12 protein-coding genes and 2 pseudogenes are annotated in these 16,421 nt (G+C 52.7%); 7 read left to right on the forward strand and 7 right to left on the reverse strand.

Annotation, left to right across the window (positions count from 1 at the left end; all coding sequences use genetic code 11):
• The first annotated feature begins 176 nt into the window (after nt 1-176).
• The 4 genes and pseudogenes from BSZ32_RS19825 (at nt 177) to BSZ32_RS19830 (ending at nt 5,852) form a co-directional block, all read left to right on the forward strand.
• Nucleotides 177-1,085: pseudogene (locus BSZ32_RS19825) on the forward strand (sialate O-acetylesterase).
• Nucleotides 1,082-2,554, forward strand: coding sequence for a sialate O-acetylesterase (locus BSZ32_RS12305; protein WP_206018834.1), 1,473 nt, complete (start codon nt 1,082-1,084; stop codon nt 2,552-2,554). The pseudogene BSZ32_RS19825 and the gene BSZ32_RS12305 overlap by 4 nt, the downstream one beginning before the upstream one ends.
• An 80-nt stretch (nt 2,555-2,634) precedes the next feature.
• Nucleotides 2,635-5,493: a PVC-type heme-binding CxxCH protein gene (locus tag BSZ32_RS18445; RefSeq protein ID WP_129589737.1), complete on the forward strand. Its 2,859-nt coding sequence runs from the start codon at nt 2,635-2,637 to the stop codon at nt 5,491-5,493.
• Between the two features lie 8 nt (nt 5,494-5,501).
• Nucleotides 5,502-5,852: a c-type cytochrome gene (locus BSZ32_RS19830; RefSeq protein ID WP_240610723.1), complete on the forward strand. Its 351-nt coding sequence runs from the start codon at nt 5,502-5,504 to the stop codon at nt 5,850-5,852.
• Between the two features lie 382 nt (nt 5,853-6,234).
• On the opposite strand, the gene BSZ32_RS12320 is transcribed toward BSZ32_RS19830, so the two are convergent.
• Nucleotides 6,235-6,567: a substrate-binding domain-containing protein gene (locus tag BSZ32_RS12320; protein WP_105043691.1), complete on the reverse strand. Its 333-nt coding sequence runs from the start codon at nt 6,565-6,567 to the stop codon at nt 6,235-6,237.
• 15 nt (nt 6,568-6,582) lie between these two features.
• Nucleotides 6,583-6,747 (reverse strand): annotated as a pseudogene (locus BSZ32_RS20625) (transposase); the annotation flags it as partial.
• A gap of 527 nt (nt 6,748-7,274) precedes the next feature.
• Here BSZ32_RS20625 and BSZ32_RS12330 point away from each other — a divergent pair.
• The 3 genes from BSZ32_RS12330 (at nt 7,275) to BSZ32_RS12345 (ending at nt 11,661) form a co-directional block, all read left to right on the forward strand.
• Nucleotides 7,275-7,874: a DUF6036 family nucleotidyltransferase gene (locus tag BSZ32_RS12330; RefSeq protein WP_129589738.1), complete on the forward strand. Its 600-nt coding sequence runs from the start codon at nt 7,275-7,277 to the stop codon at nt 7,872-7,874.
• Nucleotides 7,849-8,892 carry a hypothetical protein gene (locus tag BSZ32_RS12335; RefSeq protein ID WP_105043694.1) on the forward strand — a complete coding sequence of 348 codons (1,044 nt, stop codon included), beginning with the start codon at nt 7,849-7,851 and terminating at the stop codon, nt 8,890-8,892. The genes BSZ32_RS12330 and BSZ32_RS12335 overlap by 26 nt, the downstream gene beginning before the upstream one ends.
• A 471-nt stretch (nt 8,893-9,363) precedes the next feature.
• The gene (locus tag BSZ32_RS12345) at nt 9,364-11,661 is read left to right on the forward strand and encodes a DUF6288 domain-containing protein (protein WP_129589739.1); all 2,298 of its coding nucleotides are present in this window, start codon (nt 9,364-9,366) and stop codon (nt 11,659-11,661) included.
• 179 nt (nt 11,662-11,840) lie between these two features.
• Here BSZ32_RS12345 and BSZ32_RS12350 read toward each other — a convergent pair whose 3' ends face one another.
• From BSZ32_RS12350 to BSZ32_RS20145, 5 genes are all read right to left on the reverse strand, one after another.
• Nucleotides 11,841-13,391 (reverse strand): hypothetical protein, encoded by a 1,551-nt coding sequence (locus tag BSZ32_RS12350; protein WP_105043697.1) that lies wholly within the window; start codon nt 13,389-13,391, stop codon nt 11,841-11,843.
• Nucleotides 13,392-14,027: 636 nt separating this feature from the next.
• Entirely contained in the window at nt 14,028-15,623 is a 1,596-nt protein-coding gene (locus BSZ32_RS12355) for a phospholipase D family protein (protein ID WP_105043698.1), read from the reverse strand.
• Nucleotides 15,589-15,777 carry a hypothetical protein gene (locus BSZ32_RS18450; protein ID WP_129589740.1) on the reverse strand — a complete coding sequence of 63 codons (189 nt, stop codon included), beginning with the start codon at nt 15,775-15,777 and terminating at the stop codon, nt 15,589-15,591. Before BSZ32_RS18450 ends, BSZ32_RS12355 begins: the two co-directional genes overlap by 35 nt.
• A 7-nt stretch (nt 15,778-15,784) precedes the next feature.
• Nucleotides 15,785-15,988, reverse strand: a complete 204-nt coding sequence (locus BSZ32_RS12360) for a hypothetical protein (protein WP_165788820.1) — start codon at nt 15,986-15,988, stop codon at nt 15,785-15,787.
• Between the two features lie 181 nt (nt 15,989-16,169).
• Nucleotides 16,170-16,292, reverse strand: a complete 123-nt coding sequence (locus tag BSZ32_RS20145) for a hypothetical protein (RefSeq protein ID WP_276308435.1) — start codon at nt 16,290-16,292, stop codon at nt 16,170-16,172.
• Between the last annotated feature and the right edge of the window lie 129 nt (nt 16,293-16,421).

The following is a 16,421-nucleotide window of genomic DNA, read 5'->3' on the forward strand; positions in this document are numbered from 1 at the left end:
TTCTGCGTCTTCGATTGGAAGGGCAGAGCCCTTTGCATAGGCTGGTATCAAATTGGCCTTTGGCCAATAGGTAGTTTTAACCTTCACAGACAAACCACGCGGAGATAAAAGAAGTGCCAATAATGATAACGCTCACCCACTACGCCAGATTCACCGTGATGCTTTGGATATTATTCATGGGCATTGCCCCAATCCATGTTTCAGCCGAAACGAAAACCAGCAGTCCTCCGGTCAAGGTGTTTATCCTCGCCGGTCAGTCGAATATGGAAGGTCAGGATGTTGTTTCCTTGGATCATGCCAAGCACTACAACGGTGGTAAGGGGAACCTGGTTTGGTCGATGAAAAATTCTGCAAGTGCCGGTCAAATGAAACATTTGAAAGATAAAAACGGTGAGTGGGCTGTTCGTGATGACGTGCAGATTTCCTACAAAGTCCGTGACAAGGTGCGCAAGGGCGGCCTCACGGTTGGCTACACGGGGTACGGCAGCAACAGCCATATCGGCCCGGAGCTTCAGTTCGGCCATGTCATCGGCGATCACTTTGATGCGCCGGTTTTGCTGATCAAGACAGCATGGGGCGGCAAGAGCTTCTGCACAGATTTCCGCCCGCCCAGTGCCGGCGGCAAGGTCGGGCCCTACTATCAGAAAATGATCGAGGAAATCCACGCCGCTCTGGCAGATCTTCAGAATGACAATTACGAACTTGCCGGGTTCATCTGGATGTAGGGATGGAATGACATGTGCACGCCAGCGGCGATCCCGGAATATCCCGACAACTTGGAGCATCTAGCCAAGGATGTTCGCAAAGAGTTCAAGGCACCGAACTTGTCAATGATCGTGGGTGAACTCGGCAATGGCGGGCCGGTAAAAAAAGCCGGGGCGATGGCCGACCTCAGAAAAGCCCAGCAGCAGGGAGCCTCCCGTATAAAAAATGCAGTCTTCGTAAATACCACCGCCTTTGCCCGCCCCAATAATCTGTCACCTAACACTGGCCACGGTCACCACTGGTTCGGAAACGCCGAAAGCTATTTCCTGGTAGGGGATGCTCTGGCAAAGGCAACTATCGAACTCATCGAAAAAAAATGAACACACTATTATGTCGCTCGCGGATGATGGGCATCGGGTTAATTATTCTTGGTATCCTAACAACTTCAGTCACAGCGGAGATCAAGCTCGGATCTCTGTTTCAGGACCACATGGTTCTGCAACGGAACATGCCTGTCCCCGTGTGGGGATGGGCGGAACCCGGCACCGCCCTAACCGTCGAGTTTGCCCATCAGAAAAAAACCACCACCGCCGGCGACGATGGCAAGTGGATGCTCAAGCTTGACCCACTGAAAGCCAATGCCCACCCGCAGGCCATGGTGGTTTCCGATGACTCGGGTAGCACCCAAACCCTTAACAACATTCTAGTCGGTGAAGTCTGGATCTGCTCCGGCCAATCTAACATGGACTGGAAGATGAATCAACTTGGTGACCGCTACGACAAAGAAATTGCCCAAGCTAACAACCCTAAACTACGACTGTGCGTCGTCAGCGACATCTATGCCGCAGCACCTCAGCAACGTAATGAAAAAAAGTGGCAAGCATGCACGCCGGAGCAAGCCCGTGAGTTCAGTGCTGTCGCCTTCTTTTTTGGCACAAAACTTCTCAGTGAGTTAGACGTGCCGATTGGGCTGGTCGAATGCGCCAGAGGTGGTTCCCCGGTGGAGGCGTGGATGAGTGAAAAAAACTTACGTAAAGAGTTTCCCGAATTTAACACCAAACTCGACACCTTTCCGGCGATTATCAAAAAAACTGGTGGCGTGTTTGATCACCGCAAAAAGAGCAAGGTGTTTGGGATCACCCAGATTACACCCAGTGTTTTATACAACGGCTATATCCACCCGCTGATTCCCTTCGCCATCCGCGGTGTGATCTGGTATCAGGGAGAAAGTAACGTCAAGAGACCGGAGCAATATCGCAAACTCTTTCCCGCGATGATTCGCCAGTGGAGAGCCGACTGGAACCAGGGCGACTTCCCCTTTTACTATGTCCAGATCGCCCCCTGTGGTTACAAAGATCTATCCGCCGCCTACCTGCGGGAAGCCCAGATGATGGCGCTCTCCGTCCCCAATACCGGCATGGCAGTCACCATGGATCTGGGGGATGAAAAAAACATCCATCCGCCGGAGAAAAAACCGGTCGGTGAACGCCTCGCACGAATCGCCTTGGCCAAGGACTACGGCAGAAACAACTTGGTCTATTCCGGCCCATCCATCAAACAAAGCAGCATCGAAAAAAATAGCATCCGACTCACCTTCGACCACGTCGCCGGCGGACTTGTTAGTCGGGATGGAAAGCCCTTGAGCCACTTCACCATCGCCGCCAAAGACCAACAATTTGTTGAAGCAACAGCCGTGATCGACGGCGAAAGCATCATTGTATCAAGCCCCGCAGTACCGAGCCCCGTGGCCGTCCGCTTCGCCTGGGGCAGTGCCGACATCCCAAACCTAATCAATAAACAAGGCCTCCCCGCATCCTCATTCCGCACCGATCAGGCTAGTAGCCAGTAGTTAGCACTTTCCCCTTTTTCCTTTCTCCTCACTTCACATTGACAGAATTGGATTTCTGAAGCGTATTGTCTGCAGATCCTATGAAATACGCTGCGACCACCATTTTCTCAATCTGTCTAACAATCACCCCGAGCTTTGCCGAAACCGAGCTCGTTCCCAGCGAGGTAGTCCCGGGTCTTGGAATTCTTCCGGATACCACACTTCAAATATTTGCCGACCAGAAATCTCAAGGAGTCACATCCCCCACAGCTCTAACAATCGATGAAAAAGGGCGCGTACTGATCACTGAAACGTGGCGTTTTGGAGAAAACCTAGGCATTGACGACAACCGCCGCCGCACCCACTGGCTGCTTGATGACATTGCATCACAGACGACCGATGACCGCTTGGCGATGTACAAAAAGTGGCACCACAAACACCCGCCAGAAACCTACACCACACACACCGAGAAAATCCGTATGTTGGTCGATGAGAACGGCGACGGGGTAGCGGACAAGCACACGATCTTCGCCGAAGGCTTCAACAAGACACTCGACGGCACCGCAGCGGGTATATACTCCTACAATGGCGATGTTTACGTCGCCTGTATTCCAAACATCTGGTTACTCAATGACAAGAATGACGATGGCGTCGCCGACTCTCGCAAGTCGCTGCAAGACGGATTCGGCGTGCGCGTTTCACTTTCTGGTCACGACCTAAACGGCTTCACCTATGGCCCAGACGGCAGGATCTACGCCACCATCGGCGACCGCGGATTCAACTTCACAACAAAGGAAGGCAAGCACTACGCCTACCCAGATCAGGGCGCCATCCTTCGCTTTGAGCCAGACGGTTCAAACATCGAGGTCATCCACACCGGCCTGCGCAACCCCAAGGAAATAGCCTTCGACCAGTTTGGTAACCCAATCACCGTCGACAACAACTCCGACCAAGGTGACCAGGCCCGCATCGTTTACATCATGGAGGGCGCTGATTCGGGTTGGCGCATGGAGCATCAGGTAATGTACACCTTCAACCGCCAAGCTGGATTCACCTCACTCCCGACCAACCGCTGGATGCTTGAGAAAATGTGGCAACCACGCACTGAGAAAAATAAGCACCTCCTGCCAGCCTACGTTCTCCCACCGCTGATGAACCTGAGCAATGGCCCCTCCGGACTCACTTACCATCCCGGCCCCGCCTCCTATCCTGGCAAGCAAGGAAACTTCCTATTTTGCGACTACAAGGGCGCCCCCAGTAAATCCCTCATCCACTCATTCGCTGTCACCAACGAAGGCGCAGGCATGCGCGTCACGGAAAACTCAGTCTTCAACGATGGTGTCGCAGCCACCGACGTAGAATACGGATACGACGGCAAAGTCTACGTCACCGACTTCATCAAAGGCTGGGCATCAAAAGCCCAAGGACGCGTCTACTCTATCAGCAAAAATGGTAGCAAAAACGACGCCACCATCCAGAGCGTTAAGGACCTAGTCACCAAAGATTTCTCAAAATTAAGCGACGCCAAACTGCTGGCACTGCTCCAGCACGCCGACATGCGCATCAGGCTACGCGCCCAGTTCGCCCTCGCCGATGCCAAGAAAACCACACTCCTCGACAACTCTATCGGCAAAAACCAAGGCAAGGTCATCGCCCAACTCCACGGCATTTGGGGGCTGGGAATCATCGCCCGAAAGGGAGATGCCACCGCCACCGCACGTCTCCTCCACCACGCCAGCCAGGACCACCCCGTCGAACTCAAAGCACGCATCGCCCAATGTCTGGGTGAGGTCAGCTCCAGTGAAAAAGTCGACGCCGCACTCATGCACCTGCTCGTGGACAGCTCCCCCCGTGTCCAGTCCTTTGCCGCGACTTCCCTCGGCAGAAGAGGACACAAGGCTGCATTTGAAACCTTCGTCAGCCTGATTGCCAAAAACAACGACCAAGACGCCTTCCTGCGTCACGCCCTCATTATGGGACTCCTCGGAGCCGCCGACGAAAATCAGATCGCTCAGCTCAGCGACCACGACTCGCCCGCCGTACAGCTCGCAGCCATCGTTGCTCTACGCAGACACCGCAGCCCGCAAATTGCCAAATTCATAGGCAAGTCACGCCAAGTTTCACGCGAGGCTATCCGTGCCATCCACGACCTCCAGATCGAGTCAGCTCTCCACAAAGTAGCTGATCTCCTGCCCCAGCTAACCAACTCCACCAGCAAAGCCGACGCCTTCACCCCCATGACCCAGCGCCGCATCATCAACTCAGCCTTCCGCATCGGAGGAGATAAAAACATCCACGCTCTGCTCGCCTATATTGGCTCAAAAAATAGCCAGATCGACGCCAAGCAACGCCGCGAGGCCGTCCGCCTGATTTCCCTATGGAACACCCCACCACAGGTCGACCAAGCACTCGGGCGCTGGTCTCCCATGCCCAAGCGCAACAACCCCAATCTGATCAAAATTCTCCAGCAGGATCTGCCTAAACTCATCGATGTCTCCAACCCCGCCGTTGCCGAACTCATCGCGCTCATCAGTCATTTCAAACCGCACCTCAATTCCATCCCCGCAGAAAAATTGCTCGCCATCACCCGCGACCCAAAAATCAACAGCGCCGCACGCGCCGAAGCACTGCGCAGCGCAGCCGTCAACCCACCCGTAAATTTCGACTCACTGCTCAAAGAATTCGTAGCCGACAAGCAACCAGAAGTAGCAGCCACCGCACTCCGTCTCCACCTCGAGCGCCACCCCGAGGCATCCTACAGCCTGCTGATACAAGCCTCAGCTGCAGATAGACCCGCCGCACTTCGCCAAACAGCATGGTCACTCACTGCCGATTTGAAAAAAATCGACAGCAGCCTAGCCGAACGCCTCAACCACGAGCTTGCCAAGTTGCTTCAGCTGAAGCCGACCAACACGCCGCACTCGAAATCCTCAACGCCGCAGAAAAGCACCCGCAGGTAGCAGCAGCTCTGAAAAAATACCAGGCATCGCTCGACCCAAAAAAACCACTCTTACCCTACCTAGTAGCACTCAAAGGTGGCGACAAGAAGCGCGGCAGAGCCCTCTTCCGCTCACACCCCGCTGCCCAGTGCTCACGCTGTCACACCACCTCAAAAAACCACGATGCAGCCATGGCTGGTCCAAATCTGTATGGCGTCGCCGAGCGCGGTGACCGACTCTTCTTACTCGAATCACTCGTCGCACCCAATGCCAAGATCGCAGAAGGCTTCGGCACTGTTTCCGCTATGCCTCCGATGGGTCTGCTTTTGAAAAAGCACGAAATCCGCGACCTAGTGGAATACCTAACCACCCTCAATTAGTGGTAGGCTCCCGAACTCCCAAATTTCTGGCGCCTCCCGCTGTCGATAGTCCCAAAGTCGAAGCTAAGAAGTCTGGTAACTTCAATCTCAAAAAATCCATCGCGACCACGCGATCTAACCAGACCTTAGACCCTCCGACCTTAGACACAACCGTACTCCAAAAGTCTCCCCAACTTCAAAACTCCCCACTCCCGAACTCCCAAATTTCTAGCGCCTCCCGCTGTCGAAAGTCAAAAGTCCCAAAGTCAAAAACTAGGAAGTCTGGTGACTTCAATTTATAAAAATAACCATCGCGACCACGCGATCTAACCAGACTTTAGACTTTCCGACCTCAGACACGTCCGACCTTAGACACTTCCGTACTCCAAAAGTCTCCCGAACTTCAAGACTTCGGCACTACGCCCACCGTGCCGCCCTCTATGAACTCGGCGTCGATCTTACTCTGGCGGGTATCTTCTTTCCCGCGCCGGATGTTATTAGCCCAGCGCACGATCCGGTTCACCATGAGTTGGTCATTCCAGCGGCCATGCGAGATCGACGGCTCGAAGCGCTTGAAATACGGGGCCTTCTCGATGCAGATCAACGAAACATCCTGCGGCACCCCGAGTCTCCGGTTGAGCAGGAATTGGGTGGTGGCGGAGTATTGTGTCGCGCTGTAGATGAGAATCGCGGTGGGCGGGGTCCTAGCAAACAGTGATTCCAGGCATCTGAACACATAAAAGTAGACAGACTAGTAGCAAGGTACTACGACAATATGAAAATGATTGCTCATGATGCAATACGTCAGCACGCGAACCCCGTAGTACTCCTCATACATTCGCATGTAGCGGACGAATTTTTCCTTGCCTTTACTATCTAGCAGGAAGTCCTGCCCCACAATGCGTGATACAACGTGATAATTTGCGGAACGATCTTCCTCCCCTACTCACGGTGCCAATAAACGAGCTTTAGAAATTTCTATAAACCTCTCGTATTCAGCGATTTAGATCAAGTTGATTCGTGCTCTATAGAGCCTTATAGGAGGGTCATCATTTTGCAGAATCTATATGGAATATAGGATAGAAGCATCTTCCTTTTTTATTAGTCTGTCTTTTTCTGTGTGTCTTTTTCTGTGTTTCTTTTTCTGTGTTTCTTTTTCTGTGTGTCTTGTGCGGAAAACAAACCATCATTCCAACCCACTCCCGATCACCGGGGCGTGGGGTTTTTTCGTTATTTTCAATATCCAACAGCTAGCAAGGAATATCCAACCGAACAAGGAGCACACGAATCACCTAAAACACATAGGTATCCGTAAGCATTGACTACGAACTGTAAGTTCCTATCGCTGATATCTCCCAACCTGCGTCACTGTATTTTTGTTGACCTTGCATGGTTATAATGCATACTATAAATATCTTATTTTTGCTACTACAGATATACTATATGAATAAACCACTCAACAAAAGCGCGCTTGACCAAGCGATGAGGTCGCTGGCTATTCGTTTGCAGGACAACCATGCGGCGGCGGTTGAGATAGTGATTTGCGGCGGCTCGGCCTTGATTCTTACTGGTATGGTGCCGCGCACCACGAAGGATGTGGATATTGTTGCGTTGATTTGTTCGGGGGAACTGACCTCACCGGCACCGTTACCCGACGAGCTTATTCTGGCTGCTGCTGAGGTTGCCGAGGATCTGGCGCTGGCTCCGGAATGGTTGAACAACGGACCCAGCCGGGCTGATGGCGGACTGTTTCAAATGGGACTTCCGGACGGCTTTGCGGGTCGGTTGACATCCGTGGACTACGGTGATCGGCTGACGGCTCACTTCATCGATCGCCTCGACCAGATTTTTTTCAAACTCTATGCGGCGGCTGACCGTGGTGGTTACCACATCGAGGACCTCCTCAGCCTGGCCCCATCACCCAACGAAATGGAATCCGCCTGCCGATGGTGCACCACTCACGATGTGTCCGATGGTTTTAAGATGATTCTCAAACATTTGTTAAAAGAACTGGATTATGAAAACGTTGCTAACCGAATTTAAAAAGGAGTTTCAGGACCGGGTGTTCGACATCCTTTGGCGACAATGGAGTGCATTCGGGGTCGCTGGCCACGGTGACGTGTGGCGCGGTTCACTGATCGACCCCGAAGCCTTACTGTTGATCACCTGTACAGTGGGGCGTTATGATGCCCGGATGTTTGACGCTATGGTCGAGTGGATGGGCATCAATGGTCGGTATATCAACGTGCAACGCCTGAAACGGATCATGGCGAGTGAGCAATTCGCCGGCGAGCAGGTTGTCCGGGCGGTTGCCGCCATGACGCGTGATTCCGTCTCGGCGGCGAAGTGGTCGGGTACGGCTAAGCCGGGGGAAGCTAAGCCAGGAGAAGCCGAGGCCCCGCCTTGCCTGCTTTTTTTCCTGAGCAACGGCAAACCGATGCCCGTTATACAGGAGCCCGACCCGGTTTTCAGTGATCACGGGCTGTTGAGAACCCGGTATGAAACACGGAACGTGGCGCAGCTCTTCCGGCCCGAGCCGGTGTGCAATCTCATGTTACGCCTCCGGGCGTTTCTAGGTGTCAACGCCCGTTGCGAGATCATCGCCTACCTACTGCTCCATGAGAAAGGCTCACCCGGCCCACTGGCTCGGGACGCTTACTATTTTTCACTAACGATTTCCAAGGCGATGGCCGAGATGCGCGACTCGGGGTTTTTGGCGTCGCGTATCCAGGGTAGACGTAGGGACCACCGGCTGGCGCCCGGGATTTGGAACGATCTATTTCTAGGTCACGAGCAACCTCGTTGGATTGTGTGGCCACGTTCATTCCGCGCGATCGAAGTGCTTTGGATATTTTTCCAGGACACTGACCTCACCCAAATCGATGCTCTGGCACAGGCATCGGCGTTGCGGCGAGTCTTGATCAAATCAGTGGTGGACCGGTCGGAAACCTCCGGCCTGAACTACTCGTTCGGCGATCTTTCCGGCTACCCGGGCGAGGAACTCATTCCATTTTTCATCGACCGAATCACCGCGATGCTCGACGCCTTATCAGAACCGTAATGTAATGGCTCATGGCTCCAAGTATCGATGCAAAAAAAGGGGTCAGGTGATAAATCTTATAATTCTCTGTTTAACATCTCGCTATTCTTTGCTGCTTGGCATGGGTAGCTTCAACTCCTTCGCCAATTTGCTCACATAGGGGGCACTGCCCATGTGAAGGGTTTGCTAGATCCATTTTTGCGGCACGCTGGTTTGTTCCGTGATGATGTGCGCAAGCAGGGCTTTGGCTGGGGCGCTCTTCGAAAGCAGCGAAGGTGAAAACCTCGCGCAGAGCAGCGGTGAGCGAAGGTTTCATAAGATCATCATGGATCCAAAGGGACCATGTTCCGCTGGAGAATTGTCTTCCCGTGTGGGGTTGGGTGTGGAGACTTCGACTGCTTCTTATGGATTCGCGAATGGATAGATTCGCGTGAACCACCTAACAAGAAAATCTAACAAATTATTAAATTAAGCTCGCCGATAAAAATTCTCTTGCCCCTAAGTCTGTGCTTCATCGCGGGTGCCGGCCTGCTGCAGGCCAAGTCATCCGGTCATCTGCTGGGGCCTACCGGCATGCTTGGCACTAACAGCAAGACGGACATCAAAGTGACCAAGGTCGACAAGGGATCACCCGCTGATGGCAAGGTCAAGGTGGGGGATGTGATCATCGGGGTGAACGGCGCAAAACTTCAGAACAACCCGCGCCGGGAAATAGCAGCCGCCATTGATAAGTCCGAGGGCAAGGCGATGCGGGGCCGGCTCACAGTCGAACTCAAGGGCGGCAAGAAGGCAGAGCTGAAGCTCAAAGTTTTCGGCGACTTCAGCCGCACCGCACCCGCTAACTGCGCCAAGACCGATGCCCTGGTGACGGCGGTGGCCGAGCAATTGATCACCGATGAAAAACAACTCCAGGGCGACATCCTTGCCATTGGTTGGATGGGCCTGATGGCGACCGGTGAGAAAAAGTATCTCGATTTTGTAAAAGCCAACCTGCCCAAGCAGGAGTGGGCGAAACCGGATCGAGCCAGAATGCTGGATATCGTCAATGGCGGTAAGGACGGGGGTTACGTCGGCTGGTATTGGGGTTATGAACTCATCGCACTTTCCGAGTATTATTTACTGACTGGTGACAAGTCGGTGCTGCCGGGTATCGAGGCCTACGCCATTGCGCTGTCGAAGGGGCAGGATGCCTCCGGCATCTGGGGCCACCGGATGACTTCGCCAAAACGGCGCGGTCGCTTGCCCGGCTACGCCCACATCAAGCAACCCAGCCTGACCTGTTTCATGGGGCTGACCCTGGCCCAAGCCTGCGGGGTGAAGGACCCCGATCTGCAGAGGGCAATCGAGAAGTACCGCGGGTTTTACAACACCTTTGTCGGCAAGGGCACCATTCCCTCCGGTGTGAGCGCTGCTTACAGTGGAGCCTATAACAACAACAACAACGGCATGAGCGGCTCGGCGGCTATCGCGATGTCCTTTGTTGGCGACAAAAAAGCGGCGAAGTTTTTCTCCCGCCAAGTCGCCACCGACTATGACCGGCTCGAGACCGGCCATGCCACCCACTTCTTCAACGTGCTGTGGTCGCCGCTGGGCGCAAATGTCGCCGGCCCCGAGGTGACCAGCGAATACCATCAACGCTCGCGCTGGCTCTACACGCTCTACCGTTCATGGGACGACCGCTTCACCCACGATGGCAACAATCAAAAAGCGCTCTGCACCAGCGGAACTCTGCTGCTCAACTATTGCACGCCACGCAAGCAGTTGTTTATCACTGGCAAGAAGGCGGATCAGTCGCTGTGGGCGAAGGGGGCTGAAGTGGAGGGAATTATGAACCTCAGCCAGATCGACTACGCCAAGCTGAGTATCGACGATTTACTGGCGATGTTCGGCCACGAGGCACCGCAAGTCCGCAGAGGTGCGGTGTGGACCCTGCGCGATCGTAAGGGAAGTTTTCTCCGAAAAATCGAGCAACTGATTCTCAAGGGCACGGATCTGGAGCAGGAAAGTGCTATCGGATTTTTTGGATACAGGTGCCCTCCGGAATGGGCGCTGCCGCGCATCAAAATGATCGGCAAGGTGCTGCGTGACTCTTCTGAAAATGTGGAAGTGCGGGCCGCCGCCTACGCGCTCTGCTGGCACAAGCCGCAGGGGCAGGCCTACTTCAATGACATGCTGCGCCTGGTCCTTAAGGACAAGCCGGGGGATCCCTTTGGGTTGATCAACGATGGTGTAGCCAAATCTCTGGTGATTACTTCGGAGAACCCATTCGCCGATGGTCTGGTGACCGACAAGGACTTGTTCTATAAAGCCGTTCACAAACTTTCCCAGCATCCCCGCCAGCAGGCCCGTGGTTCTGCGATGACTTTGCTGGTGCACATGCCGGCCAAGGACTTTTCCAGAGCGGCTGATGACGTGAAAATCTTGTTCCTCAATCGGGCTCCGTCCTCCCATTCTTACAGTAATCCGCGCTCGACCCTGCTGCCCGGAGGCCAATTGCTGGCCCGCCTCGGCATCAAGGAGGGGCCGGAATGGGCCCTGGAAGTGTTGCGCACCGAGGATGGCAAGGGCAGCTTCAAGGCCATCGCGGTCAACAGCGTTCTCAATGCCTACGGCGCCAATGCCAAGCAGACGATCGAGGAGATCAAGGCTGACCCAAAATTGTTGGGGTGGTTGTCGGGAGGCCGCTGGTCCAAGGGCTGGAACGCGGCGGTGAAAGCAGTCGAGTCCGGCAAGGGAGCCAAGCCGATGATTTCCTTCGAAGAGGCAAAGAAGGGCAAGCTCGCCAAGTAACTAGGCTTCGAAAAACTAACAATAGGAAGACAGAGATTGCTAGAAATTTGCTTTTTGCTGGGTGCCCCTGAAGACGTTGTTGAGGAGATCGGAGAGGGGAAGGGTGGCTGACACACACTACATTTTAGGGGGAGTCCTTGGACCTCAACGATTTATGTGGGACCGACGGCTGTTGCTAACTACTTTTGGAAATCAAAATTAAGACCCATCCGCATAGCCGTCTCGTAACCAATCGCTCTCGCCTTCCAGCTCTTCCATTCTGGCGCAGCTTTATCCTTAGGCTCATCGCCGCGCGGATCTTTCCCTGTAATGAGAGTCACGATAAATGTACCACTTGCGGCGTCGGCGAGTCGGCTCATATGCCAATTATCACGGAGCGGCCGCAGCACTGGATCGAGGTCCTGGATTTTTGCCCACATTAGACGAATCGGAACTGCTCGGATATTTTTCTCAACTTCTTTGTCACGACACATATCATACGCAACCCCAAGGTCTGTTCCATCATCATAACTTTGTTTGTTAAAGTAGCGTTTATCAATTCCATAAAGCATAGAGACCGCAGCAGTTCCTTTTGCTTCCTGCATCGGGAATCCATAGGATCGATGGAATTTTCTGGGATCAACTTTATAACGCTTGTTGGATTCAAAATTACTATTGGCTCGGCCGTAGTTGAAATCGATCAGCCCTTGATCTAGATTTTTGACCTCTTGCGGGGTGATTTTGCATTGTTTCATGGCATTGATAATACCGCCCTTGATACCCTGTTCCGAGCTACTACCCGTTTGATTAAATGTGAGAACAGACTTGTCCATAAACTCCATGGTGAAGGGAGTAGGCTTCGAGTATGGATTTGTGAACACGGGTTTGGATCGGTTTTTAAGAATCGTGGCCATGGCCCTCTTAGCGTTGGCTCGACTACCCCATGATTCCCTGCCACTGAGGGTGCTGAATACTGATGCTGCCGCGAGGTATGCAGAATCACCCCTACCGATCGCGCCAGCTTTGGTGACAGTCTCGCCAGCAGGCGCCACTGGGATATCTAACCCTTGTCCGACTCTATAAACGACCTCACTGAGGTGGCTCGTGGCGTCTGCATTTTCCAGCCATGGAGCAAGTAGTACAGTCTTGGTTTTGCCATTGGCCATTAAATCGTTTGCAATGAGGTGCACACCTTCAGCAAAAATTCCGGGCATTTTATCGATCAAATAAGGATCCCCAACAATCACTGCATAATCCCAGTTGGTTCCAGCATCTCCTTTGAGTTGCTTTAAGCGAGCCTCTCGTCCCTCTGGCCAAAAATAATACTGCGCTAGACTGTGACAATGAAACTCAGTTGGAACCACTCTCCCACCAGCGCCCAAAGCGATTGGCGTCTCCTTGGTGCGGTAAATGTCCTCAAACTTGACCTTGGATGACCCATCTCTCTTACCTTTATTGAGGATTTTGGCCAACTCCTCAGCCACTGATTTTGGATCGAGCCGCTTCCCTTGCTTCCCCCCTTCTTTCTGATCGAAGTGATAACTAGAACCAATCAAAAGGACATTCACTCCTGCTTGTAGCTGGATCGGTAGCATAACGCCAAGGGAGAGAGTGATCATTAAAAAAAAGAATGCCAATTTCTGTGGAAGTTTCACCTTGGCAGTTTGCATTTTGTCACTCAATTGACGAGCGGCGGTGAACTTGGATCGAGAGTGGGATGGTAAGCGGGATTGAGATTTGATCGATTTCATGAGATGTAGATGGCAGCAGTTTCATTCACTTTAGATGAGGGATATCTTACATGGAGTATCACACTACACGACAAAAATCTAAGCACTGGATTCTACAATCAATGTGATCGCTCAGTGTGACAAAACCACGGAGTACTGGGGCTTGACGCAGCTCTGGTGAGGCTGTGGCTTGACACATGGGGTAGGAGGATTTCAGCTTTCCGTGTTCCGACCGATAGGATGAAGCCTGTTGCTGATTGTGTGGTCTGAGAGGTAGGGGAGTGGTTATACCAACTGAACAGTCATCTTACCATAATGATAGGTTTTTAAGGTTGGGTGAGATAGTCAGCGGAGCTGAGGCCGAAGGGGCGCCGAATGATTGGATTCTAGCGGCGTCGGCGTTTGCTGCTCGGCCCCTGCGGGATTGGCTATCTCGCTCCGCTCGATTGTCACATAGCTCGCTATGCTCCTTCCTTGCGCCTTGCTACAATCCAATCATTCGACGTCATTACGATAATCTGACTGTTCAAATGGTATAATATGAAACTGTGAAGCTGAAAACACGTCAAACAAGGGGCCTGATTTTCAGCTTGAGAGTCTCGTTCATGAATTGTCTATTAATTTATTTGGTCGCAAATATGGGCAGTCTGCCGCCACTTAAAGTAGGGGCTTTAAGACACTGCCGAATATGCGTGTGAGGCTTGCCAGTACCGACTTCGCTTGGAAACTGGGCACCATGGGAAAGCTACCCACTCTGTGGTAGCAGGTATGAAAATCGGCATGGTTACAGGGGACAGGTGATTGGCCATCTCTTAGTGCGTAGTTCGTTGTGTAGAAGTTTGGTAACAGGTCAATTGTCGTCATGCGAAAAACCAACTCGTTGCTGTGCTCAAGCAATTGGACCGCGGGTTTTAAGGGGCGCGGCCAATACTGCTTGGCCACGAGCCAGCTATTGCCGCCGGCTATGTCGCTATGGATAACTGCAGTCAATTCTTCAGCAAAGGCTTCGTCTTCAACAACAAGGGCCACTTCGGTGTTCAAATTAGCTGAACGTGGGTCCAAATTGTAGGAGCCGACACAGGCAATCTTGCCGTCAATCACCAGCGACTTGGCGTGCAGACAAAAATAGGGAACTTTAGTCAAATCCGAGGAGGCTCTCGATGACACATTACTAGGCCTCCCTTTTTTGCTGTGCGCTTGCATCTGTTGTTTGATGCTATCGTAATCGGGCCAAAGGTTTCGCAGGTCATCCGGCAGGGGTTTATACTCGTAAAGTTGTAGATCATGATTGTGAACGAGACGGCGCTTCTGACGGTGAAAAATCCCGTAGGTGGTCCAATTGTCAGTGGCGGCCAGACTATTGGTGGAAACTGTCATACGAATCCCCTTTTGATTCAATTGCGTGAACAGTTTTGTTGCACGCTTGGTGAGAACAAAATAGGGGCTCTGTATGAGGAGCTCTTTCTTCGCTGTTAGGGCCAAGCCCACGAGTTGCTCGTTCATTCGGCCACTATCGTCAAAGCCATTGCCGTCATTCTTGCCGGGCTCGTCCGTCAGAAAGGCAATGCGCTCGACCCTCCGGAATTTTGCCTCAAACTGTCGGTCAAAGCCCTGCAGCCTAGTGCTGACCAACTGGCGCAGCGGACTATTGCTACTGTCTGGTAAGTCTTTGGGACGGCTAGCGCCAGCTACCATTTTTTTACGCACATCGATGAGATCCATGCAGGCGACAGCCAAGGGATGCTTCCAGTAGTTATCAAACGAGCGCCGAATATCATCCAAAACTGGACCGCGGACAACCAGTTCTCGATCTCGAAAATTCATCCCTTTGGCCAGGTCAAAATAGGCATCTTCGATATTGCGACCGCCAACAATGGCGGTCTTACCATCAACAATCATTACTTTGTTGTGCATGCGTTGATTAAGCCGATGAGGATTGAACAGACTTTCGCCAAATGACTGAGCGAGGTTGGGCGAAAGTCGATGGCTCACCGGGTTATAAATTTTGAAGATGAGATTGGGGTGGAGGCCCGCGACATAGGCTAGCAGGTCCGCATCTGCTTCTGAGAATATTTGATCCACCAGAATTTGGCATCGGACGCCGCGCAGTGCAGCATCAACAGTTCGTATGTGATAAGCCTTCCCGAGCGGTCGTTGTTGTAGATAGATGTTTGCAGGTCTACTGATGTTTGCGCTTCGCGGATCAGGTGAACGTGGGCTAGTAGAGCTTCGCTTCCTTGGTCCAGAAGACATACGCTGTGATCACCGGATTGCAGGTGGATGGGAAGTCCAACACCTGTGCGCGTGGGGCTGCAAACTGATGCAACTTGACGATAACAGAAGCACTGCGGCAAGTGTCACCCTCAGCAGCGATCTGCCAATACAAGAATGATTGTGTAGATGCCAATTCATCATCATTTTTTTACTAGCTGAGATGTTGAGATTGTCACCTGCGGACTATCAAGCTCGTCGCCGTATCGTTTCTCCATCTGATTGTGGATATCGGTCACACGATGATGAGCCGCATCAGAACAGGCGAAGTCATCAACCGGCCAAGGATCAAGAGAACCAGTCTCATCAATATCAGTGAAATGCTTCAATGTTAGGGCGTATTGCATTGTTAGGATTTTTTTAGGGGTGTCCCTGAGGACGTTGTTGAGGAGATCGGAAAGGGGAGATCGGAGCTTACTTTCCTTCACTCCCGACGATGGAGCATCGAGCGCGGTTGCGGGGCGTCAAGGCCACCATGAAAATGGAGCGCATCAGGTGTGGCCACGACCGAGACGGCACTCAAGATGATCACTGACCGGTCAATCCGGCACCAAAACCGAGACCGGCACCGATGAGTGCGCCCGCTTCTGTGTCCCCAGCGAGTGCGCCGATACCGGCACCTATACCGCCACCGACTAAAGCGCCACACATGGCGCCGCAGCTGGTCAACATTGACGATACCACAAGAATTCCAATATTGAGGTGGACCCCGTTCTCCGTCTGTTAGATTTAGCTATTAAGTTATGATGGGAGGATGAGTTAGGTGATAATATAGGAGTC

The sequence above is a fragment of the Rubritalea profundi genome (assembly GCF_002954445.1).
Taxonomy (GTDB): domain Bacteria; phylum Verrucomicrobiota; class Verrucomicrobiia; order Verrucomicrobiales; family Akkermansiaceae; genus Rubritalea; species Rubritalea profundi.